The following is a 23,854-nucleotide window of genomic DNA, read 5'->3' as shown; positions in this document are numbered from 1 at the left end:
AACCATTGCATTATTCCCATTGATGTAATGGTGATGTAGTGCTTTTTTTGATTCCTTCCACATCCTGGATTTATATTTGAAGACAATTAATTCTTATAATAATTCTATCAACTAATTAAATACTAATGAAAACTACTGTACGACTGCTGTACATCCTTGTTTTCCTATGCTTTGGGACGCTTTCCTACGCGCAGGAAATCAATGTAACAGGAAAAGTCACTTCTGGCTCGGACGGTTCTGCTCTTCCGGGAGCAAGTGTGCTGATAAAAGGGACAACAACAGGTGTTCCGACGGACGTCGAAGGGAATTACACAATCAAGGTACCATCAGTACAATCGATTTTAGTGTTCTCGATGATCGGGATGACGGCGCAGGAAGTAGCGGTTGGAACACAAACTGTTCTGAACGTCATCCTGCAGGAAGACGCCAAAGCCTTGAATGAAGTGGTTATTGTGGGTTATGGAACGCAAAAGAAACTGGACATAACTGGTTCTGTCGTTCAGATCAAAGGTGAGGAAATTTCAAAACAGCCTTCCATGAACGCGGTAAGTGGTTTACAGGGAAAAGTCGCTGGTGTTCAGATTAACAACTCCGGAAAACCAGGTGAAGCTCCCCAAATTCGGATTCGCGGTGTAGGAACGGCTTACGGAAGTGCCAATCCATTGTATGTTGTGGATGGCGTTTGGTTTGATGACATCAGCTTCCTGAATTCAGGGGACATCGAAAGTATGAACATCCTGAAAGACGCCTCAAGCCAGTCTATTTATGGTGTTCGCGCTGCAAATGGCGTCGTGCTGATTTCAACCAAAAAAGGAAAAGCAGGAAAAGCAGTTGTTAACTACAATGGTTTTGTGGGCTTCCAAAAAGTCACCAACCAGATCAAAATGGCTAATGCAAATGAATATGCCACCATGGTTAACGAGTTGAGCAATATCAATGGCAAGGGAAACGTCCTTGATCCAAGCCAATATGGAGAAGGAACAGACTGGTATCATCAGATTTTAAGAAATGCGATGGTAAACAATCACCAGCTTTCCATCAGCGGCGGAGGAGAAAATTCGACTTACAATTTCTCAGTCGGATATCTGAACCAGGATGGTATTGTTGAAAAAAATAATTTCAAACGCTACACCGCACGTCTTCAGAACGACTTTCAGGTTTTTAAGGCTTTAAAAATCGGGTATACCGCAACCGGTTCTTTCAGCAAATCACAAGACGAAGCGGGCGGAATATTCAGGCAGCTGTACGCAGCCGGTCCAGTTGTACCTGTTTATTACGACGATGGTACTTATGGCGATCCGACCGACTACAATCTGGGGGACGGTAATAACTTCAACCCACAGGTTACGATCGATTACTACAATCAGAACACCAAGAAAACATTACTTACCGGAAACGCTTACGCGGAATTATCCATTCTGAAGGGCCTGACTTTTAGAAGCAGCCTCGGCGGACGTTATGCGCAGGATGAAACTCGCTTTTATAACCCTGAATACGTTGCTACTTTTAAGCAGCGCAACACCACAAGTCGCCTTGAATTCACGCGTCCGCAAAGTCGCTACTGGATTTTTGAAAACACTTTGACCTACACCAAAGATTTCGGAAATCATAGCCTTACCGCGCTGATCGGCCAGTCTGCCCAGCGTGACCAGTCTTACAAGCTGACAGCCAGCGCATTGAATGTGCCTTATTCCAGCGAAGGTGATTTATACCTGACTCTTGGAAATACCGATGGCCGCAATGTAGTGGATGAAGGCGATCTGGCGACTTATGCATCCTATTTTGGGCGGGTTAACTATTCATTTGGAGACCGTTACCTGCTTAATGCCTCTCTTCGCGCCGACGGATCTTCGAAGTTTTTCCAGGGAGGCAATGCCTGGGGCTATTTCCCTTCGATCGGTGCGGGCTGGGTGATTAGTAATGAATCCTTCATGAAGGGGCAGAATTTTGTCGATAACCTGAAAATCAGAGGTAGCTGGGGTAAAATCGGGAATGCATCCGTGCCTTCCAATCTCTCTACATTGACCGTTGCAACAGGTGGCGGACTTGCGGCTATTTTCGGAGGCGCATTGAATACAGGTGCCAGCATCAACACCATTATTCCACCGACAACCTATTGGGAAAGAGGTGTTGGAACGGATATTGGTTTGGAAGCATCATTCCTAAAATCACGGCTTTCAGTTGAATTGGATTATTATGTCAAGAAAACAGAGCGGGCCATTTTTGACATTCCTGTACTAAGCTCAATCGGAACAGAATCGGGAAGGATTGTAGGTAACCAGGCTGACTTTCAGAACAAAGGTTTTGAATTTGCATTGAACTGGAGAGACGATATCAGTAAGGACCTTACTTACAGCATTGGCTTCAACGGCGGTATCAATGACAATACAGTTTTAGCTGTATCATCGGGAGCTAATCCGATTTATGACGGTGGCGTGGGACTTACTAGCGGTGCCCTGGCGACCCGTACGAAAGTAGGTGACCCAATTGGCTCATTTTATGGCTACGTCGTAGACGGCATTTTCCAGAATGCGGATGAAATCGCTAAGTCTGCGCAGCCCAATGCTAAACCAGGCGATTTTAAATACCGTGATATCAGTGGAACTTCGGGTACCCCCGACGGCGCAATCACAGGTCTGGACAGACAAGTGATCGGCAATCCCAATCCTAAGTTCACTTACGGTATCAACACCAGCTTCAACTACCGTAACATTGACTTATCTCTTGATTTCCAAGGTGTCGCTAAGATTGACATTTATAATGCGAATCTTGGATGGCGGTACGGGAATGAAAACTTCACGAAAGATTTCTATGATAACCGCTGGCATGGGGAAGGAATTTCCAACACTTACCCATCGGCAAATATTGGTGGCGGTTCCAATTATTCGCCTAATACATTCTATGTTCAAAGCGGAAGTTATTTCCGGGTGAGAAATGCGCAGCTGGGCTTTACGTTCCCTCAGGCAGTGAACGAAAAACTGAAAATCAGGAAGCTCCGTTTATATGCAAATGCGCAAAACCCTTTAAATTTCTTCAAATACAAAGGACTTTCCCCTGAGGTGAGGGCGAATGAAAATAAACCAACGCAGGCCGGAATCGACGCCAATGTGTACCCACTTTCGGCAACTTACAACTTTGGTATTAATGTTACTTTCTAATATCAGCATCAACATGAAAAATTTAATGTTTAAAAATAGTTTAAAACGGACGGGACTTTATCTAAGCCTGATTGGGCTTCTCATGATCCCTTCCGCTTGTGACCAGGGTTTTCTGGACACCGACCCTCAGGGTAAACAGGCAGGCACCGTTTTCTGGCAAAGCGGAGAAGATGCAACAAAGGCCGTGAATGCCATGTATGCCAATCTCCGTGGCTGGAATAATACAGCTTTCGCACCTATCGCCATTGAAAGTGTCGGTTCCGACGATGCCGAAAAAGGCAGTACACCTTCGGATGCAACATTTTTTAACGATTATGATAACTTTTCGGTAGGATCCGGCGACGGACAGTTGGGCGGTTTCTGGTCTGGGCAATATCAGAATATCAATTATGCCAATCAGGTGATTGATAACATTCCCGCGATCAGCATGGATGAAACCCTGAAAGCGAGATACCTGGCAGAAGCGAAATTCATTCGAGCCTATTCCTACTTCCGTCTTGTGCGGGCATTTGGAGATGTTCCACTTAGGTTAACTCTTCCAAAGGATGCAACCGAATACAACATTCCACGCAATCCCAAGGCAGAAGTCTACGCTGCTATCGAGAAAGACTTGACCGACGCGGCCGCAGTATTGCCTCTTAGCTATGGAGCAGCTGATCGTGGCCGAATTACCAAAGGTGCTGCGTCGAGTTTGCTTGCCAAGGTATCCATGTACCAGCAAAAATGGCAGCAGGTTTTTGACCTTACCACCCAGGTGATCACATCGGGACAATATTCACTATTTCCAAATTATGAGGCGCTGTTCCGCGTTGCCAATGAAAACTCTGTTGAATCCATTTTCGAAATCCAGAATGAGCTGATTCCTTCCAATGCAGATGCTTCCAATTCGCAATATTCACAGGTTCAGGGGGTTCGTGGGGTTACCGGCGGCGGCTGGGGATTTAATACACCGACCAAAACATTGGCAGATTCTTATGAAGCAGGCGATCCGAGAAGAGATGCTACCATCATTTTCAGAGGAGAAACCACTCCTGCCGGTGACGCGATCGCCGCAATAGGCGATAATCCAATGTATAACCAAAAGTCATATGTGCCATTTGGCCTTTACACAACTGGTTTCAATGAAGGTTCCCAGCAGAATGTGAGGGTTATCCGTTACGCCGATGTATTGCTTATGAATGCGGAAGCTGCTAACGAACTGGGAAATACCGCGCAAGCGCTGGCTTCTCTGGAATTGGTGAGGGCACGTGCAAGAGGGGCCAGTAAAACCATTCTTCCAAAAGTAATTGCAACTGATAAAGCTGCATTACGTACGGCAATCTGGAATGAACGTCATGTAGAACTTGCGATGGAAAATGACCGCTACTTTGATGTGATCCGTCAGGGACGTGGTGCTGAGGTTTTTGGACCAAAAGGTTGGAAAGCTGGTAAAAATGAAGTTTGGCCGCTCCCACAAAATGAGTTGGACTTGAGTGCAGGTGTATTGGTTCAAAATCCAGGATATTAATTGTAAACCACGATTTATCGATGAAAGCTTTAACGAATAAAATGATATGGGTAATCAGTGGCTTGCTACTAGTAGGCGCTTCCTCCTGCTATGAAAAGTTCGATCCTGAAAGCTATGCACCCAGCGTATCCATTGGCGGTTTCACTTCAACAAGTGAGATCGCATCTGCTAATCTCATCGCTTATTTCCCATTCGACGGCGACTATGTGGATGTTGTTTCGAAAACTGCCGGTACTAACACAGGTACCACTTTCGCCAATGGCTTGAAGGGCAAGGCAATGAAGGGAGCAAAAAGTGGATATGTGCTTTTTAATCCAACCGCAGCAATTCTTGGTTTGAAGAGTTTCACAATGACTTATTGGGTGAACAGCCAGTCCACCACAGCGGCGGGCGGAATCATCGGCTTGGTGGGATTATCTAAAAAAGATGGGTTCTGGGGAAACATTGAGACTTTTTTCGAAAATGGCGGTACTACTACCGACGGAATCTTCAAGGCCCACATTCAAAATGACACCTTGGATACCTGGGTTGCAAAGGAAGGTATTGTGAACCTGTACAATTCATGGACGCACATTGCATTGAGCTACGATGCAACAAGTTCTACTTTTTCAATATATGTCAATGGATCCAAGACCGCAACCAGCACTGTTCCCAAGTTTGGAAACCTTAAATGGAAAAATCCAGGGCAAATGGTTTTTGGTACTGTCCAGTTCCAAACTACCCCAAGTCTTACCACCGGAGCGAAAGGTCAAGATTGGGCAAGTTACCTGACCGGTCTGCTTGACGAAGTGCGTATTTACGATGTTGCCTTGAAAGACAATGAAGTAGATGCGCTGGTGAAACTAGAATCACGAGGGAAATAATGCCTCTTAGAAAACTTATGCATATTGGCCTGTTCTTGTGGCTTGGGATTTCCTGCAAATCAGAGCAGGATCCCAAGCCTACACCACCAGCCACCCCCTCCTCTTTCGGTTTTAATAGCCTGAAAGTCAATGATTCCTATTCAGGATTTGACTACGTTAATGTGAACCTGAAACCAAAAGTCAGGTTTACATTTTCATCTTCTTTAAATAATAGCTCCTTCGCAAGCGCAATTACTTTCAAATCCAAAACGGGTGAAAGCATTGCCTTTTCCACAACACTGGAAAACGGCGACAGCACTGTCCTGATCACGCCTTCCTCAAATCTGGATTACCTTCAGGCTTACACGGTTTCGGCGACCAAGGCGTTAAAGTCGAAAGCCAACGGTACATTGCTCAGTGAGGTAAAGGTTAATCTCACAACAGCGCTCGATTCGACGGATAAGTTTCCGGTTGTTTCTGACGACGCACTTCTTACCCTGGTGCAAAAACAAACATTCAAATATTTTTGGGATTTCGGACATCCAATAAGCGGCTTAGCAAGAGAAAGGAACAGCTCTGGTGATGTGGTAACCAGTGGCGGCAGCGGTTTTGGCGTTATGACCATTCCAATTGCCATCGAGCGAAAATTCATTTCCAGGACACAAGGTCTGGAGCGGATGCAGAAGATCGTTGGTTTCCTAAAAGATAAGGCTCAGAAGTTTCATGGTGCCTTTCCGCATTGGCTCAATGGTGCTACCGGAGCAGTTCAGCCATTCAGTACCAAAGACAATGGGGCTGATCTTGTGGAAACCTCGTATCTTATTCAGGGCTTATTGACTGCCCGTCAGTATTTCAATAGTGCAAATGCTGCCGAAACAACTTTGCGGGCTAACATTAACACAATCTGGCAAAGCGTAGAATGGGATTGGTTCAGGAAAAACAATGAGGATGTCCTGTACTGGCATTGGAGTCCTGAATACAATTGGGACATGAACCATCAGATCAAAGGCTGGAATGAATGTCTGATCACCTATGCATTGGCGGCATCTTCTCCAACCCATTCCATAACAAAAGTTGTTTACGACAATGGCTGGGCAGGCAATGCGAATTTCGTCAACGGGAAAGAATATTATGGCCTGGTACTTCCTCTGGGCGAACCCTATGGAGGGCCTTTGTTTTTTTCACAATATTCCTTCCTCGGTCTGAATCCCACAGGTTTGACAGACCGTTTTGCGAATTATTTTACGCAGAATAAAAACCACAGCTTAATCAATTATAATTACTGTAAAACCAATCCGCAATCATTTTATGGATACAGCGACCAGTGCTGGGGACTCACTGCAAGCGACATTCCAAACGGTTATAATGCCAATTCGCCAACCAATGATAAAGGAGTAGTTTCGCCCACAGCCGCCCTTTCCGCGTTTCCATACACGCCAACGGAATCCATGAAAGCCCTTAAATTTTTCTACTACAAGCTCGGGGACAAAATATGGGGCGAATATGGGTTTCATGATGCATTCTCATTGCAGGAACTATGGTTTGCGGATTCGTACCTTTCTATTGATCAGGGGCCAATCGTGATCATGATCGAAAATCAAAGAAGTGGCCTACCCTGGAAATTGTTTATGAGCTGCCCGGAAGTAAAGGCGGGACTTAAAAAAATAGGGTTTAATAGTCCTAATCTCAACTAAGGCATTTAAAAACTCAATGATGAAGATATCTATCTATTACCTTTTGGGGCTGCTATTACTTTGCTCCCAAGGCGACTTAATAGCTCAAAAAAAGAAGCAGACCGTTTCTAAACCTGCTGTCTTCAATGCATCTGAACGTCCACGAAACTTATCAGACACTGCCTTGTTGGAATTGGTGCAGAAACAGACATTTCGATACTTCTGGGAATTCGGACATCCGGTCAGTGGCATGTCGCGTGAAAGAAGCAATGTCGCTTATGACTATGGGAATGAAGTTGTAACTACTGGTGGTACTGGCTTCGGTGTCATGGCGATGATTGTGGCTGCGGAAAGGAAATGGCAACCGCGTGATTCTGTGGCAGCAAGGCTCCTGAAAATGGTGAAGTTCCTCTCGAAAGCAGATCATTACCACGGTATTTTTCCACATTGGCTTAATGGTGCCACCGGAAAAATCATTCCTTTTGGACGAAAAGACGATGGCGGCGACCTGGTAGAAACCTCCTTTCTTTTTCAAGGATTACTGGCTGCAAGGCAATATTTCAATTCAAATAATGATGTGGAAAGGGATCTACGCAACCGAATTCAATGGATTTGGGATGAGGCGGAATGGGATTGGTACACAAGGGGCAACCCAAACCAGTTGTATTGGCATTGGAGTCCGAACAACGGTTGGGCTATGAATTTTGAGTTGAGAGGTTACAATGAAACGCTGATCACGTACATCCTGGCCGCCTCTTCGCCGCGATACCCTATCACAGCACAGGTTTATAACAAATGCTGGGCGCAAAGCGAACATTTCAAAAACGGAAAAGAGTATTATGGCATCAAGATACCGTTAGGATTTGAGTTTGGCGGACCGCTGTTTTTTACCCACTATTCATTTGTAGGACTTGACCCACGTAAATTAAAAGACCAGTACGCCGATTATTGGGAGCAGAATGTGAACCATACTCTAGTTAATTATAAATACTGCGTCACGAATCCCGGCAAGTTCAAGGGATATGGTGAAAATAACTGGGGACTGACTGCCAGTGACACTTACAATGGTTACAATGCGCATTCCCCCACCAACGACTTTGGTACCATCACTCCAACGGCTGCCTTATCATCTTTTCCGTATACCCCCGAACAGTCCATGAAGGCGCTAAGGCACTTTTATGATGATATGGGTGATAAGCTATGGTCCGAATATGGATTTGTGGATGCATTCAACGAATCGCAAAACTGGTATGCCAAATCGCATTTGGCGATAGATCAGGGACCTATCATTGTGATGATTGAAAATTACAGGACAGGTTTATTATGGAAATTATTTATGAAAGACCCGGACATACAGAATGGACTGAAAAAGCTGGGATTCGAAAGCCCTGCGCTGGAAATAAGCAGCAAGAATTAATCACTTTTTGAACTAAATTAACCGAAAGACCGGCCATACGCCGGTCTTTCGGTTTTATGAAATATAATTGTACCTTGATAATGTATTTTATAAAAGGCCTCCAGATGAATCCACTATACAAAACAGGAATATGGCTGGCAAGCCTGAGCTTTTGGGCGATGTCGGCATCCGGGCAAATATGGGAAGTATCCGAGCCGGAGAACCTTCCCGGAAAAAGGCATGAAAATGCGATGGCCACCGCAAACGGGAAGCTCTATCTTTTGGGAGGCCGTGGCATAAAGCCGGTGGATGAATATGACTTCAAAAAAGATTCCTGGACAAGCCTGAGCAAGACACCCCTCGAAATGAGCCATTTCCAGGCTGTGACTTATAAAAACGAAATTTACGTGCTTGGAGCTTTCACAGGAAGTTATCCACATGAAATTCCAATCCCTGACATTTACATTTTTAATCCAATCAAAAATGAGTGGCGAAAAGGTGCCGCTATCCCCGAAAACAGAAGGCGCGGAGCTGGTGGAGCCTTTGTTTTGAACGATAAAATATATCTTGTTTGCGGCATCCAGGACGGGCATTGGGATGGACAGGTTACCTGGTTGGATGAGTTTGATCCTGCGTCAGGAAACTGGAAAACGCTAACCGATGCGCCCAGGCCACGGGACCATGTACAGGTTGCGGTGCTAAATAATAAACTTTACCTGGCCGGAGGGCGCCTCTCCACAGCGCGGATCAATCAGGTATTGAATACGGTGATTAAGGAAGTGGATGTTTATGATTTCAAAACCGGCAAATGGTCCACATTAGAACCTGCTAATAATCTCCCTACCCTGCGCGCAGGCAACACTACGGTCGTTTTTGACAACAAATTACTGATCATCGGCGGTGAGAGCGACTCGCATGTGGAGGCGCATAATGAAGTGGATGCTTTTAATCCCAGAACTCAAAAATGGGAGAAGTTACCCTCCCTTCATCAGGGGCGCCACGGCACCCAGGCGGTGTCACTGAACAAAAAGGTATATATCGCTGCCGGTTCGGCCAATCGCGGCGGTGGGCCGGAGCTTGACGATATGGAGATCCTCAATAATAGGTAAAATCAACACAATCAAGCTAAACAAGCCAATCAATGCTGCGGACGATTCTTTGCTGTCTATTTATTTTACTGTCATATACAGGCTTTACCCAGGTTCAAAAATTCACCCATGCCGATACATTGCGCGGGTCGATAACCCCTCAGCGCGCCTGGTGGGACCTGACTTATTATCACCTCAGCATAAAGCCCAATGCCCAGGATAGCACGCTGACAGGCAGCACGCAAGTGGTTTATAAAGTCCTCAGCCCAAACCAAAACATCCAAATAGATTTACAACAACCGTTACAAATCACCAAGGTGGTCCAGGATGGTGAAATGCTCGAATTCAAGCGGGACGGCAATGCTTTTTTTATTGTTTTAAAGAAAAAACAAGAAGTTGGTAAAGCGGAAAGCATTGAGGTTTTTTATACCGGAAAACCAAAACTTGCCAAACGTCCTCCGTGGGACGGCGGCGTACAATGGATACCGGACGGGAAAGGGAACACCATTATCTCAACGTCTTGCCAGGGTTTGGGATCCAGTGTTTGGTGGCCCTGCAAAGACCATATGTATGACGAGCCGGACAGCATGCAGATTAGCATTACCGTTCCTAAAAACATGACGGATGTTTCCAACGGCAATCTCAGATCTGTCGTCGAGAATGATGATAACACGCATACATTTAATTGGGTTGTCAAAAATCCCATCAATAATTATGGGGTGAATATGAATGTGGCCAATTATGTCAACTGGAAAGAAACATACAAAGGCGAAAAAGGCGACCTGCAGTTGAGCTATTATGTGCTTCCACAAAATCTGGAAAAAGCGAAAGAGCAATTCAAGCAGGCACCCATGATGCTAAAAGCATTTGAGCATTGGTTTGGGCCTTACCCTTTTTATGAGGATGGCTATAAACTGGTTGAAGTACCTTATCTCGGCATGGAACATCAAAGTTCAGTGACCTATGGAAATGGATATAAGCAAGGTTATCTGGGCCGCGACTTATCCAAGACGGGATGGGGACTCAAATGGGACTTTATTATCATTCATGAGAGCGGGCATGAATGGTTTGCAAATAACATTACTTATAAGGATGTGGCGGATATGTGGGTGCATGAAGGTTTTACGAACTACTCCGAAAACCTTTACACTGAATACTACTTTGGCAAGGAGGCTGGTTCAGACTATGTGATTGGTACCAGGGCAAATATTACAAACAACATTCCGATCATTGGAATTTACGGTGTAAACCAGGAAGGGTCTAGTGATATGTATTATAAAGGAGGTAATATGCTGCACACGATCCGGCAGATTGTAAATGATGATGAGAAATGGAGATCGATATTGAGAGGACTTAATAAAACCTTTTACCATCAAACCGTCGATGGGTCTCAGATTGAAGCTTATGTAAGTGATCAGTCGGGCAGGAATCTTTCGAAGGTATTTGACCAATATCTAAGAACTATCCAGGTTCCTGTTTTGGAATATGCCTTTGGGTCAAAAGGACTTCAATACCGCTGGGGCAATGTAGTTGACGGTTTCGATATGCCCGTGAAAATTAAAATTGGCAATGGTAAGGATGAGTTTCTTTATCCTACAACAGACTGGAAAACGGTTAAGACAAAGGCTGAGAAAAAGCTGACGATTGACCGGAATTTTTATGTTGAATCAAAAGAAACAAAACCTGCTTCATAAGTCCCAGCATTCCATAATCAGAAGATCGCCTTTCTGAGCTGAAATCCTGACCATTCCATCACTTTCGGCTTCATTGCTGTTGCCTGTGCGGTGTCCCATGGTCAGGGTTTCTTTATTTAAATTGTATTTCAATCCGCTTGTCTCAATCCCCTCAACAATACCAACCGGTATCAGGGAAATGGGTGTTCCAGAAACATACCATTTTTCAAAAACACCTGTTAGCGGGAATATTTTCGAATAATCGTCGAACATCACCAGTTTGATTTGATCTTTATAACGCACCAAATTGGTAACATTGGTAACTGCGTGATCCTGGCGACGGCCGGTAGCCCATACAATGTTGGCAGCAGGAAATCCTCGCTCAATTAAAAAATCAATTCCTTTTTCAAGATCTGTTTTTTCCTGATCAGGAGTACCGATGATTTCCAGCGGATGTTGTCGGCTTCGCACATCTTCGAAATCATGATGCTGGTCAAAATCCCCTAGCCAGGCATCTATTTTTATTCCCAGGTCAAGAACGCGGTAAATGGCATGATCCAAGACCACAATGTAGGGGCTCCATTCCAGCAATTGCCCCAGCAGCTCTTCACTGCACGATTCACCATTGGCAATGATCAATGCAGGTTCCTGCTTTTCCTTTACAATGTGATGGGAGGACATTGGTTACAATTTTTTAGCCTGATTCCAATATTCATCCATCTCAGCAAGCGACATTTCTGATAGCGATTTGCCATCTGCTTTGGATGTTTCTTCGAGGTATTGAAAGCGCTTGATGAATTTTTTGTTTGTTCTTTCCAATGCTGTTTCGGGGTTAATGTCCGCAAATCTGGAATAGTTAACCAGTGAGAAAAGCAAATCACCAAATTCACCTTCTGCCTCATTCTTATCAATAACTTCCTCTGTTTCAATATTAAAGTTATCTCTGAATTCTTTTAACTCTTCCTCCACTTTCCCCCAGACCTGCTGTTTTTCATCCCAATCAAATCCAACGCCCCTGGCCTTTTCCTGAATGCGCATTGCTTTTACCAGGGCAGGCAATGAACCAGGAACTCCTGATAAAACCGATTTATTTCCCTCTTTTAGTTTTAGTTTTTCCCAATTCTGCTTTACAGCTTCCTCTGTGTCAGCCACAAAATCACCATAAATATGCGGATGGCGCGAAATTAGTTTTTCACAAATACCATTTAATACGTCCCTAATGTCAAATCGATAACTGCCACCCTCCTCTGATCCTATTTTAGCATAAAACACAATATGCAAAAGCAAGTCCCCCAACTCCTTTTTGATCTCGGGAAGGTCATCTTCCATGATCGCATCGGACAGTTCGTACGTTTCCTCAATTGTTAAATGCCGTAAACTTTCGATTGTTTGCTTGCGGTCCCAGGGACATTGTTCGCGCAATTCATCCATAATGGTAAGCAGCCGGTCAAAGGCCATGAGCTGGCTTTTCCTGTTGTCGGTAAGTGATTCAAAGCTTTTTTCCATAAAAACAAAGATAGGTACGCGTATGTTAACACGAGTCCCTGATCGCCTTTTCAAGCGAACTTTTTCCAGCATCAAAACGATTATTGATACTGAACCATTTACATTTCATCATTGAGAAAAAATCCACCAAAAGCATCCCCTAAAAATCTGCCCTCCTTTAGAAAGCGATTCTCCGCACTCCAAAACCTGCCCCGATTTTTTGCGCTGGTTTGGGAAACGAATAAAGCACTGACCATCGGAAATATCATTTTCCGGCTTATCAAATCCGCGTTACCTCTTCTTGTACTCTACATTGGTAAAGAAATTATTGATGAAGTAATCAGGCTGATGGACCACAGGACCGATTCTCACCAATACCTCTGGATCCTGGTGGGCGCGGAGCTGGCATTAACCATTATCTCAGATCTGCTCAACCGCTGCATAACCCTTTTCGACAGCCTGCTCGGCGACCTTGTGGCCAATAAAACATCGGTTGATCTGGTACACCACGCAGCAAAACTCGATCTATACCAATTTGAAAATCCTGTTTTTTATGATAAACTGGAAAGGGCACGGCGGCAAACATCCGGACGGACTGTTTTGTTGTCCCAAACACTCGCTCAAATGCAGGATATATTAACATTGATTTCCCTGGGAGCCGGGCTGGTCGTGTTCAATCCCTGGCTAATCCTTATTTTGATTGTAGCTGTCATTCCTTCTTTCATTGGAGAAACACATTTTAATGAAAAGACTTACTCTCTCACAAGAAGCTGGACGCCAGAACGTCGCGAATTGGATTATCTGAGATACTTAGGTTCCAGTGCGGAAACCGTGAAGGAGGTAAAAGTCTTTGGGCTGGAAAATTACCTGGCAAGTCGTTTCAAATCACTTTCTGATGAATATTACGATGCGAACAAAAAGATTGCGATCAGCCGGGCTGGCTGGGGCTATCTGCTGTCAGCAATCGGAACATTCGCATATTACGGAGCATATCTTTTTGTGTTGCTCCAAACATTATCGGGACTGATCACTATTGGCACCATGACTTTCCTGTCGGGATCTTTTCAGCGCATGCATGGTATGTTGCAAGGCATTATGACCCGGTTTTCAGGTATCGCGGAAAATGCATTGTATCTGCAGGACCTGTTTGACTTTTTCGAAATCCAACCCACCATTCCTGCGAATGAGAGTGGTAAAATTGTACCAAAGCCCATCCGGAAGGGTATTGTGTTTGAAAATGTGGGTTTCAAATATCCCGATAATGATTTTTGGGCACTCCGAAATCTCTCCTTTACCATTCAACCGGGCGAAAAGCTGGCATTGGTGGGGGAAAACGGTGCTGGTAAAACCACGTTGGTCAAATTGCTGGCCTCGCTGTACAAACCAACAGAAGGCCGTATTCTTATAGATGGTGTTGATTTGCAGGATTATCAGCTTGCCGATCTCCGCGCCAACATTGGGATCATTTTTCAGGATTATATCCGGTATGAAATGAGCGTTTCCGATAATATTGCAGTCGGGGATATTTCAAACATTGATGATAAAGCTGCCATCGAAAATGCAGCAAACATGAGCATGGCATTGGACGTGATCTCTGGTTTACCTAACAAATTCGAACAGGTACTGGGCAAGCGCTTCAAAGATGGGACAGAACTTTCGGGAGGTCAATGGCAAAAAATTGCATTGGCACGTGCCTACATGCGCAATGCGCAAATTGTGGTGCTGGATGAACCTACATCTGCATTGGACGCCCGCGCAGAACATGAAGTTTTCAAAAGATTTTCAGGACTGATTCAGGGAAAAATGGCTGTATTGATTTCCCACCGCTTTTCAACAGTAAGGATGGCCGACCGGATTTTGTTTCTTGAAAAAGGCAAATTGATTGAATACGGCTCTCACGAGGCGCTCTTGGATCAAGATGGCAAATATGCTGAGCTATTCAATTTACAAGCGGAAGGTTACTTATAAATCAAAACGGTATTTTCAAGCTAGTCTGAATAAGGTTACTGGTGCATTTGGCAATAATTTTGCCATGAATGTCGTGGATCACTCCTTCCACATGCACGATATTCCGTCCCGCCCTGATCAGCTTTGCCTTGGCGGTAATGATATCGCCTAGTTTTGCGGCGTGCAGAAAGTCGCAGTTCAGGTTTACAGAGGTATAGGCATATTCCCGTCCAAGTGCATACACCATTGTTCCCACTACTTCATCCAGGATCGTCGCAGCCATTCCTCCATGAAGGGTTCTCATTGGATTCGTCATATCTTTTCGAACTGTAAATTCCGCTTCCATGCTCCCCTCTTCAATGTTAATAAGTGTACCATTGAGCCATCTTCCTATTGGAGATACGCTTTGCTCCATTGACTTTCCTATAAACTGTTGCAAAACGGCCAGGCGCATATTTTCAGGTTCAGAGGATGGCTTACTTTCGTCGGTCATGTGTAATAAGGTAATGTTGGAATGATATACGAGGATAATTCGAAAAATAGTAATTATCATAGAAATACCTATGCCACAGCCTCAATTCTGTGGATTTAATTGCTAAGTTTTGAAGGTTATTACTACCTTTGCCGGAGTTTTTGCGAGAGATAAAAGCATACCCATATATGAATTTTACGTTATCACAGGTTCCTGAACGCTCCGAAAAACCCCGTCAGAAGGGAATTACCATGGTAATGGACAAAGGGCTCAGTGTCAGGGAAACAGAAGATATGTTGTCTATTGCGGCACCCTACATTGATATCGTAAAATTGGGCTGGGCCACTTCCTATGTCAGCCCAAATCTGGATGAAAAGCTTGCAGTCTACAAAAACGCCAATGTTCCGGTATACTTCGGAGGCACATTGTTTGAAGCATTTGTAGTACGAAACCAGTTCGATGATTACAGGAAGCTTCTTGATAAGTACGATCTGAAATACGCAGAAGTTTCTGATGGCTCCATTGAAATGGCCCAGGACGTTAAGTGTGAATATATTCGTAAGCTTGCCAAGCAGGTCATAGTCCTCTCCGAGGTAGGCTCAAAGGATGAAAACAAAATCATTCCACCCTACAAATGGATCCAGCTCATCAAATCCGAACTTCAGGCCGGCGCCTGGAAAGTAATCGGTGAGGCACGGGAATCAGGGAATGTCGGTTTGTTCCGCGCCAGCGGGGAAGTACGACAAGGTCTGGTGGAAGAAATCCTGACCCAGATTGCATTTGAAGACATGCTCTGGGAAGCGCCCCAGAAATCACAGCAAGTTTGGTTTGTCAAGTTGCTGGGCGCTAATGTGAACCTCGGCAACATTGCCCCTTCGGAATTAATACCACTTGAAACCATACGTTTAGGCCTGAGAGGAGATACTTTCAATCACTTCTTGAATGCCAAAACGAAGCAGAAATGGAAAATAGATTCTAAAAATTAAATACATTATTACTCACCCGATTCGCAGCTATGGAATTCATCAGGCAGTTTATTGACATTTTTCTTCACCTGGATAAGCATTTGTTTGACATTGTCCAGCAATACGGTACCCTCACTTATCTCATTCTTTTCCTGATCGTTTTTACCGAAACCGGGCTCGTCATCATGCCATTGCTTCCGGGTGATTCGCTGCTTTTCGCAGCAGGCGCTATTGCTGCCAATGAAGGAACCGGCCTGAATGTGTGGCTGATCATTGTCATTTTGATTGTCGCTGCTCTGTTGGGGGATAATGTAAATTATTTTGTCGGAAAAAGATTCGGAGGGGAGATTAAGAAGCGGGAAAGGATCCTTTTTCTCAAAAGGGAATATCTAGAAAAAACAGAAGCTTTTTATGAAAAACACGGTGGAAGTACCGTCATCATGGCGCGTTTCATCCCTATTGTTCGCACCGTCGCACCGTTCGTAGCGGGCGCAGGAAGCATGAATTATTCCAAATACATCGTATTCTGCATCATCGGCGCATTACTTTGGGTTCCCGCTTTGACATTACTCGGTTTCTTCTTCGGAAACATGGATATTGTAAAAAAGAATTTTGAATTGGTCATTTTTGGCATCATCGGATTATCGGTACTACCAATGGTTTTTGGCTATTTGAGGAGCAGGTTTGCGAAGCCGAAGCCGACGGCGGCTTAGGCCTTTAGCTATTAGCCTTTAGCTGTTAGCTTTTTGAATTTGATTCTATTGAAAGAATCTTGGATAAGAAAAAATGCCTCGCGTATTGCAAGGCATTTTTTCTGTTTTTTAAGAATTTTAAAAAAGCTAACAGCTAACAGCTAATAGCTTCCTACGATTTGGACGAGTAATTTGGCGCCTCCTTCTGAATCATAATATCGTGCGGGTGGCTTTCCCTTACGCCAGCGGAGGTAATTTTTACAAACTGGGCTTTTTGCAGGGATGCAATATCACCTGCCCCGCAATAACCCATACCTGCTTTTAGTCCGCCGACCATTTGATACACAATTTCAGAAACCTTTCCTTTGAATGGTACACGACCGACAATTCCCTCAGGTACCAGCTTCTTCACGTCATCCTCCGCATCCTGGAAATAACGGTCTTTGGAGCCGTCTTCCATTGCTTCCACTGATCCCATTCCGCGATAAGCTTTAAATTTTCGCCCTTCATAAATCACGATTTCGCCGGGAGCCTCATCGCTTCCTGCCAGCATGGAACCGATCATAATGGTACTTGCGCCTCCCGCCAATGCTTTGGTCATATCGCCTGAAAAACGGATGCCTCCATCCGCAATTACAGGAACGTCCGGATAATTTTCCTTCAATGCCTCTGCTGCCCACATGACCGCTGTTAACTGTGGAACGCCGATACCTGCAATGATACGCGTGGTACAAATGCTACCCGGACCAACCCCGACTTTTACTGCATCAGCCCCGGCTTCGGCCAACGCAATCGCGGCAGCGCCAGAAGCAATGTTACCCGCAATGACTTCCAGTTTGGGAAATGCTGCTTTTACCGATTTCAATGCGTCAATAACCCCTTTCGAATGTCCGTGAGCAGTATCGAGGCTTATTACATCAACTCCTGCTTTTACAAGTGCCTCTACCCGTTTCAAAAGATCGGCGGTAACACCTACTGCCGCTCCCACGCGCAGCCTGCCGTATTCATCCTTGCAGGCGTTCGGGTGAGATTTACGTTTGAGGATGTCTTTATAGGTGATAAGGCCGGTAAGCCGGTATTGAGAATCTACGATCGGAAGTTTTTCAATTTTGTACTCTTGCAGGATTTTCTCTGCATCGTCAAGAGATAAACCATCAGAAGCGGTGATCAGATTTTCCTTCGTCATGATCTCCGTAACCGGCTTGGCCATTTCCCTTTCGAAACGCAGGTCGCGGTTGGTAAGGATACCAATCAGCTTGCGATTGTCGTCAATGACGGGGATACCACCGATTTTGAATTCCCGCATGATCTGATGTGCGTCTCCTAGCGTTGCGGTATCAGATAATGTGATTGGGTCGAGGATCATTCCGCTTTCTGATCGCTTTACTTTCCTTACCTGCTCCGCCTGGGCTTCCAGGCTCATATTTTTATGGATAATGCCGATTCCACCTTCCTGGGCCATTGCAATGGCCAGATCAAATTCGGTGACTGTGTCCATAGCAGCGGAAACAACAGGAATGTTGAGTTCAATGTTACGGGTTAGCTTGGTTTTTGTGTTTGTATTGCGAGGAAGAATTTCCGAATAACCAGGTATTAGAAGAACGTCGTCGTAAGTGAGGGCCTCAAAGAGGACTTTGGATGGGTCTGTGCTCATAGCAAATAAACGATTGTTATTTGCCGGGCAAAATTAGCTATAAGTTTGGAGTCGACCAAAACATTTCGCTTTGGCTAAATATTAAATTTTCAAGAATTTAAAAATCCCTTAAAATGGTTTAGGGGTTATAGCTGATTAATTGACTATAACTTTGCAGCCCATTTGTAGAACCCTATGAAGGCAATATTTACCGATGAACAACTGGTGATTCAGCTTTCCGAAAGCAGTAAACGCGCTTTCGAGGAGATATATGATCGTTATTGGTATAAACTCTTTTGCATTTCATTTCACCAAACAGGTTCCAAAGAAGAGGCAGAGGAACTGGTGCATGATTTGTTCGAGAGCCTTTGGAACAGACGATTGGAAAGCAATATCAAGCACCTGAGTTCTTACCTCGTCATTTCAGTCAAATATCTGGTTACCAACCATATTAAGTCAAAAATCACCTGGCGGAAATATCAAGAGTATGCGCTTTTGAACAAGATGCAGGAGATATCTTCAACTGAAGAGGCTATCCTGTTCAATGACCTTGCGGCCGCGATTGACAAGGCAATGAAAATGTTACCCGAAAAAACAAGCCGCATTTTCCAGCTGAGCCGGTTTGAAAATCAATCGGTTAAAAGCATTGCCAGGGAATTGCACATTTCCGAAAAAGCAGTAGAATATCACATTACCCGGTCCCTGAAGGTTTTAAAAGACCAGCTTTGGATTTATCAAACAGACAACTAGTATTTCAATAAAAATCAATGAATCAGTACGATTTTCAGAAAACGTTGGGCAAATACCTTTCCGGGCAACATTCGCCTGAGGAAGAGCAATTTATTCTCGAACATCTGAAAAATAACCCTTTGGATGAATCATCTGTTTTTGAAGCTGAAAAAGATATCATTGGAAAACGCATCAAAAGAAAGCTTCTTAAAAATACGGCCAGCAAATCCGTAATAATCAGAATGACCCCGTGGTTGGCAGCAGCGGCTTCGGTACTGATAGTATTGAGTTTCTCGTATTTCCTTACGAAGAAAGAGTCGCCAGCAATCACATCAGAATCGCCAGACGCTGGCACCTTAACAGTGGTTGAGGTTAAAAACACATCCGGAAAACCCCAACGAATTCCATTGGAAGACGGCAGCATTGTAGTCTTAGAAAAAAATAGCAGCGTCAGCTTTCCCGAACATTTCGGTGAAAAAAGCCGACTGGTTTATTTACACGGCGAAGCGTTTTTCCAGATCAAAAAAAATATTTCCAAGCCCTTCATTGTCTCCACAGGAAGTCTTCAGACCAAGGTATTGGGTACCAGTTTTACTATAAAATCGTATGACGGATCGCCGTCTGTAGAGGTGCAGGTGAAGAGCGGACGGGTTTCTGTTTATGAGGACGACTATATTAAATCCGACAATAAGAACGGCGTAATCTTAACGCCGAATCAAAGGATTGTTTTTAATAAAAAATCCCGGAAAATGGAGCTCTCGATCATTGAGAATCCATTGCTTGTGATACCGGTAAGTGAAACTGAACATGGGTTCTCTTTTTCAGAAGTTCCAGTTAAAAACGTTTTCTCAGCCCTGGAAAAATCGTATGGAATAGATATCGTGCTCGAAAACGATACAACCGATTCCTGCCTTTTCACGGGAGATTTGAATGGATTGAGTTTGTTTCAGCAACTGGATTTAATCTGTAAGTCCGCCAATATTTCTTACGATAGAAGAGGAACTGCCTTATTTGTTCAGGGTGCTGGTTGCAGTAATTAGTAAAAAAAGCGGCGATGATGCTCGAACATCACCGCCGCATAAATGCTGTTGAAAATCAACAGAACACTTTGTTGCCTTTGCGTTTCATATCACAAAAACTTTTAAAAATATGCATAAAAAAATACCCCTCAAAAGGGTTGTTTACAATGTCATGAGTACAACGGCTAAACAACTGCTATTATCCATTTTATGCTGCGGCATTTCATTTGCCCATAGCATTTATGGACAGGAATTGCTCAACAAAGAGGTTTCACTCAAGGTAGAATCTCTGGAAATTAAGAAAGTATTACAAATGATCGAAAAGCAGGCGGACGTCAAATTCGTATACAGCACTTCGAGCATTCAGGCAACTCAGACTACTGGTTTTAAAGAGGTTAAAGGTCCTTTAAACAAAGTCCTGGACCAGCTGCTTACACCGTTGAATGTTTCTTACGAAGTGGTTGGAAATTCGAGGATTCTCCTGAGAAAGAAAGCGCCGGCCCCGACTGGCGGTATCGATCTCCCAATGGTAGGAACCGCGGTAGATCGGAACATTAGCGGCAAAGTTGTTGACGAAAAAGGCGCCGGACTGCCTGGGGTAAACATTTTGATAATTGGCACCCAGCAAGGCACTTCAACCAATGAAAATGGTGAGTACCGCATCACGGTCCCCGATGCAAGTGCATCTTTGAAATTTTCATTTATCGGGTATGTAAGCCAGGAAATTGCGGTGGATAAGGAAACAATCAATGTTTCATTGATACCTGACGTGAGTGCATTGAAGGAAATTGTGGTGGTGGGTTATGGTACGCAGGAAAAGAAAGACATTACCGGAGCGGTTTCATCAGTAAAAGGTGCGGACTTTCAGAATTTGCCTTCCGGAGGTGCGCAACAGGCATTGCAGGGACGGGCGGCAGGGGTTAATATCGTCAGAAATGGTGGAGCACCCGGCGACGCAGGCTCCATCCAGATCCGCGGTTTTGGTACGGTCAACAATTCCTCCCCGCTGGTTGTCATCGACGGAATTCCCTCGGGAAATATGAACGACGTCAACCCGAACGACATTGAGTCGATTGAAATCCTGAAAGATGCCTCAGCCTCTGCAATCTACGGAACGCGTGCTGCAAATGGCGTTATCATCGTTACCACAAAGAGAGGTAAGTTCGACAACCCGCTTTCGGTTACATTAAATGGGTACGTGGGTGTTACCAACCGCATTAAAACGCTCGACGTGCTCACTGCCCCTGAACTCGCAAGCCTGAAACGCGAAGCCTATACAAATGATAAACTTCCAATACCCGAAATCTGGAATGATACGAAATACCAGACGCAATTAACCAACTGGCAGGATGAGCTGCTGCAACAAGGTACCACACAAAACTACGACGCGGCGATTCGCGGAGGAAGCAAATATTCCTCGTTTGCGATATCAGGAGGTTATTATAACGAGAAAGGGATTATTGGAAAATCTGTTTATAAGCGGTTTACATTCCGTATCAACTCTGATCATAAAATTGGTAACCGCATAAAAGTTGGGCAGAACCTGCAATTTACCAATACGCATAACACAGGGCCCGACACCCAGTCTTCCCAGACCGGCTTACTTTGGAGCGCCATCCGTTTCCACCCAGGATTACCTGTGCGCAATGCGGATGGCTCTTACGGTTCGACCCAGGGAATTGGTGCATTTGGAGATATCAACAATCCGATTTTTACAGTAGATACCCAGGATAAAGACAATGTTCGGAACCGTTTTCTCGGAAGCGTTTTCGGTGAAGTGGAGATCCTAGATGGTTTGACATTGCGTGCTAACCTGGCCATGGACGCTACTTTTTCGGATAGCCATACTTTTGATATTAAAATCAATGACCAGTTCAGGACGAATTCTTACAATCAGCTAAGCCAGGGCCACGATAAAAGCTGGTCGTTTCTGCAGGAATATTTTTTGGCGTATAACAAACGGTTTGGCTCACATTCTCTTAACATGACGGGTGGTTTTACTTCCCAAACATTCAATAGTCGCTACTCCAACCAATGGGGACGGGATTTTCCGAGTGAAGATCCATCGCTCCGTTACATGCAGTATGCCGGAACTATCGTTTCTGTTCCTTTAAATAACGGCGGAAATGGTGGCAGGAGCTACGACGCTTTGGCTTCCGTTTTTGGTCGGGTCAATTATTCGTTCAAAGACCGTTACCTGCTTACGGCCACCGTAAGAAGTGACGGTTCCTCTAAGTTCACTCCCGGAAATCAATGGGGATATTTCCCTGCATTCTCCGCAGGATGGCGCGTTTCAGAAGAAGATTTTTTCAAGAATGCACTTCCGATGTTCGGCAATTTCAAGCTGACAGGCGGCTGGGGAAGATTGGGCAATCAGAATGTGGCTTCCCTGCAATACCTGGCATTGATCAACTCCACGTACCGGTACGCATTTGGAAATGGGGGCGTTCAGAACCAGGTTTCTGGTGCGGCACAAAGTCGCTTGGCTAACCTGAATATCGGCTGGGAAACGGCTGAGATGACGAATTTTGGGTTAGAAACTGAGCTTTTCAAAAACAGTCTGTTCTTGTCGGTCAATTATTTTATTAAAAACACCAAGAACATGCTGCTCGCGCCGCCTTCGATCGGTACGATTGGTACTGCAACGATCCCTGATCAGAACATTGGCCAGCTTCGAAATAAAGGTTTGGAAATTGAGGCTTCTTATCGGCACACTGTGGGCCAGGTAACATTCAATGTGAGCGGCAATGCAACTTTTATCCAAAACAAAATAACCAGACTAGCCACTCCAGGCGGATTTCTGGCGACGCAGCTCTATGGACGCGGTCAGCAGGAAATTGTAAGGACTTATGAGGGCCAGCCTTATGGTACTTTCTATGGTTACAAAACAAATGGCATCTACCAAAGCCAGGGAGAAATCGATTCGGACGGCAACATTGCCAACGACACAAGACGCACAGACGGGCTGATCAAGCCCGGTGACGTTCGGTTCTCAGACTTAAATGGCGATGGTATTGTGGACGACCTGGATCGTACGACCATTGGAAGTCCCCAGCCGAAAGTAAACTACGGCTTCTCGGCAGGTGCCAATTTCAAAGGATTTGATTTGACTTTGTTCTTTGTAGGCGTTGGCGGTTCGAAAATCTACAATGCTGACCGGATGCAGGGATTGGATGCGAGCTATTCCTTCAATTTGTATGCGGAAGAAAATGAGCGCTGGAACGGGCCGGGAACGAGTACCACGGTACCACGCGTAAGCATCGACAATGCAAACCGGAATTTCAGACCATCGGACTTGTTCGTTGAAAAAGGTGATTACCTGCGTTTGAAAAACCTGACGTTGGGTTGCTCCGTTCCAAAGAATGCAATCAGCAAGCTTAAAATGTCTCAGGCGAGAATATATGTGACGGGCCAGAACATTCTGACTTTCACGAAGTATTCAGGTTTGAATCCTGAACTGGGATACGTAGGCGGCGGAAACGGGTCTTACAACCAGCTGAATGTAGATTATGCACAGTACCCATTGGCCCGCACCTGGACCATCGGAGCTACCATTTCTTTCTAACCCAACATTC

Annotated in this window: 17 protein-coding genes; 13 read left to right on the top strand and 4 right to left on the bottom strand. The window is 44.8% G+C overall.

Translation table 11 applies throughout. From position 1 onward, the window contains the following. Positions 1–125 precede the first annotated feature (125 nt). From FHS68_RS02880 to FHS68_RS02850, 7 genes are all read left to right on the top strand, one after another. Entirely contained in the window at positions 126–3,158 is a 3,033-nt protein-coding gene (locus tag FHS68_RS02880) for a SusC/RagA family TonB-linked outer membrane protein (protein ID WP_167267062.1), read from the top strand. A gap of 13 nt (positions 3,159–3,171) precedes the next feature. After that, positions 3,172–4,665 carry a RagB/SusD family nutrient uptake outer membrane protein gene (locus FHS68_RS02875; RefSeq protein ID WP_167267061.1) on the top strand — a complete coding sequence of 498 codons (1,494 nt, stop codon included), beginning with the start codon at positions 3,172–3,174 and terminating at the stop codon, positions 4,663–4,665. Positions 4,666–4,685: 20 nt separating this feature from the next. Continuing rightward, on the top strand, positions 4,686–5,528 hold the full coding sequence (locus FHS68_RS02870) for a LamG domain-containing protein (protein ID WP_167267059.1): 843 nt from the start codon (positions 4,686–4,688) through the stop codon (positions 5,526–5,528). A gap of 17 nt (positions 5,529–5,545) precedes the next feature. Next, positions 5,546–7,201 carry a glucoamylase family protein gene (locus tag FHS68_RS02865; protein WP_167267057.1) on the top strand — a complete coding sequence of 552 codons (1,656 nt, stop codon included), beginning with the start codon at positions 5,546–5,548 and terminating at the stop codon, positions 7,199–7,201. Positions 7,202–7,217: 16 nt separating this feature from the next. Then, positions 7,218–8,597 (top strand): glucoamylase family protein, encoded by a 1,380-nt coding sequence (locus tag FHS68_RS02860; RefSeq protein ID WP_208408139.1) that lies wholly within the window; start codon positions 7,218–7,220, stop codon positions 8,595–8,597. Positions 8,598–8,755: 158 nt separating this feature from the next. Continuing rightward, positions 8,756–9,685 carry a Kelch repeat-containing protein gene (locus FHS68_RS02855; protein ID WP_445438740.1) on the top strand — a complete coding sequence of 310 codons (930 nt, stop codon included), beginning with the start codon at positions 8,756–8,758 and terminating at the stop codon, positions 9,683–9,685. Between the two features lie 32 nt (positions 9,686–9,717). Next, positions 9,718–11,358, top strand: a complete 1,641-nt coding sequence (locus tag FHS68_RS02850; protein WP_167267054.1) for a M1 family metallopeptidase — start codon at positions 9,718–9,720, stop codon at positions 11,356–11,358. On the opposite strand, the gene FHS68_RS02845 is transcribed toward FHS68_RS02850, so the two are convergent. Next, positions 11,353–12,018, bottom strand: coding sequence for a thiamine diphosphokinase (locus FHS68_RS02845; RefSeq protein WP_167267052.1), 666 nt, complete (start codon positions 12,016–12,018; stop codon positions 11,353–11,355). The genes FHS68_RS02850 and FHS68_RS02845 overlap by 6 nt on opposite strands. Positions 12,019–12,021: 3 nt before the next feature. Next, positions 12,022–12,843 (bottom strand): nucleoside triphosphate pyrophosphohydrolase, encoded by an 822-nt coding sequence (mazG, locus tag FHS68_RS02840; RefSeq protein ID WP_167267051.1) that lies wholly within the window; start codon positions 12,841–12,843, stop codon positions 12,022–12,024. A gap of 111 nt (positions 12,844–12,954) precedes the next feature. On the opposite strand from mazG, the gene FHS68_RS02835 reads away from it, so the two are divergent. Further along, entirely contained in the window at positions 12,955–14,790 is a 1,836-nt protein-coding gene (locus FHS68_RS02835; protein WP_208408137.1) for an ABC transporter ATP-binding protein, read from the top strand. Position 14,791: 1 nt separating this feature from the next. Here the strand turns inward: FHS68_RS02835 and FHS68_RS02830 are convergent, their stop codons facing one another. Further along, positions 14,792–15,262: a PaaI family thioesterase gene (locus FHS68_RS02830; protein ID WP_229211749.1), complete on the bottom strand. Its 471-nt coding sequence runs from the start codon at positions 15,260–15,262 to the stop codon at positions 14,792–14,794. 167 nt (positions 15,263–15,429) lie between these two features. Here FHS68_RS02830 and FHS68_RS02825 point away from each other — a divergent pair, with 167 nt between their 5' ends. Further along, positions 15,430–16,227 carry a phosphosulfolactate synthase gene (locus FHS68_RS02825; RefSeq protein ID WP_167267049.1) on the top strand — a complete coding sequence of 266 codons (798 nt, stop codon included), beginning with the start codon at positions 15,430–15,432 and terminating at the stop codon, positions 16,225–16,227. Positions 16,228–16,256: 29 nt separating this feature from the next. Then, a complete protein-coding gene (locus FHS68_RS02820; RefSeq protein WP_167267047.1) occupies positions 16,257–16,919 on the top strand; it encodes a DedA family protein in 663 nt (220 codons plus the stop codon). A gap of 151 nt (positions 16,920–17,070) precedes the next feature. On the opposite strand, the gene guaB is transcribed toward FHS68_RS02820, so the two are convergent. After that, on the bottom strand, positions 17,071–18,552 hold the full coding sequence (gene guaB / locus FHS68_RS02815; RefSeq protein WP_167267046.1) for an IMP dehydrogenase: 1,482 nt from the start codon (positions 18,550–18,552) through the stop codon (positions 17,071–17,073). A gap of 174 nt (positions 18,553–18,726) precedes the next feature. Between guaB and FHS68_RS02810 the strand changes: the two genes are divergently transcribed. The 3 genes from FHS68_RS02810 to FHS68_RS02800 all read left to right on the top strand — a co-directional run bounded on the left by FHS68_RS02810 (position 18,727) and on the right by FHS68_RS02800 (position 23,844). Continuing rightward, entirely contained in the window at positions 18,727–19,281 is a 555-nt protein-coding gene (locus FHS68_RS02810; RefSeq protein ID WP_167267044.1) for an RNA polymerase sigma factor, read from the top strand. A gap of 17 nt (positions 19,282–19,298) precedes the next feature. Then, on the top strand, positions 19,299–20,300 hold the full coding sequence (locus FHS68_RS02805) for a FecR family protein (protein WP_167267042.1): 1,002 nt from the start codon (positions 19,299–19,301) through the stop codon (positions 20,298–20,300). A gap of 109 nt (positions 20,301–20,409) precedes the next feature. After that, the gene (locus tag FHS68_RS02800; RefSeq protein WP_167267041.1) at positions 20,410–23,844 is read left to right on the top strand and encodes a TonB-dependent receptor; all 3,435 of its coding nucleotides are present in this window, start codon (positions 20,410–20,412) and stop codon (positions 23,842–23,844) included. Positions 23,845–23,854 lie beyond the last annotated feature (10 nt).

It is taken from the genome of Dyadobacter arcticus (assembly GCF_011762185.1).
GTDB lineage: Bacteria > Bacteroidota > Bacteroidia > Cytophagales > Spirosomataceae > Dyadobacter > Dyadobacter arcticus.
The sequence above is the reverse complement of the archived record's forward strand: the minus strand, read 5'-3'. Positions and strand labels throughout refer to the sequence as shown.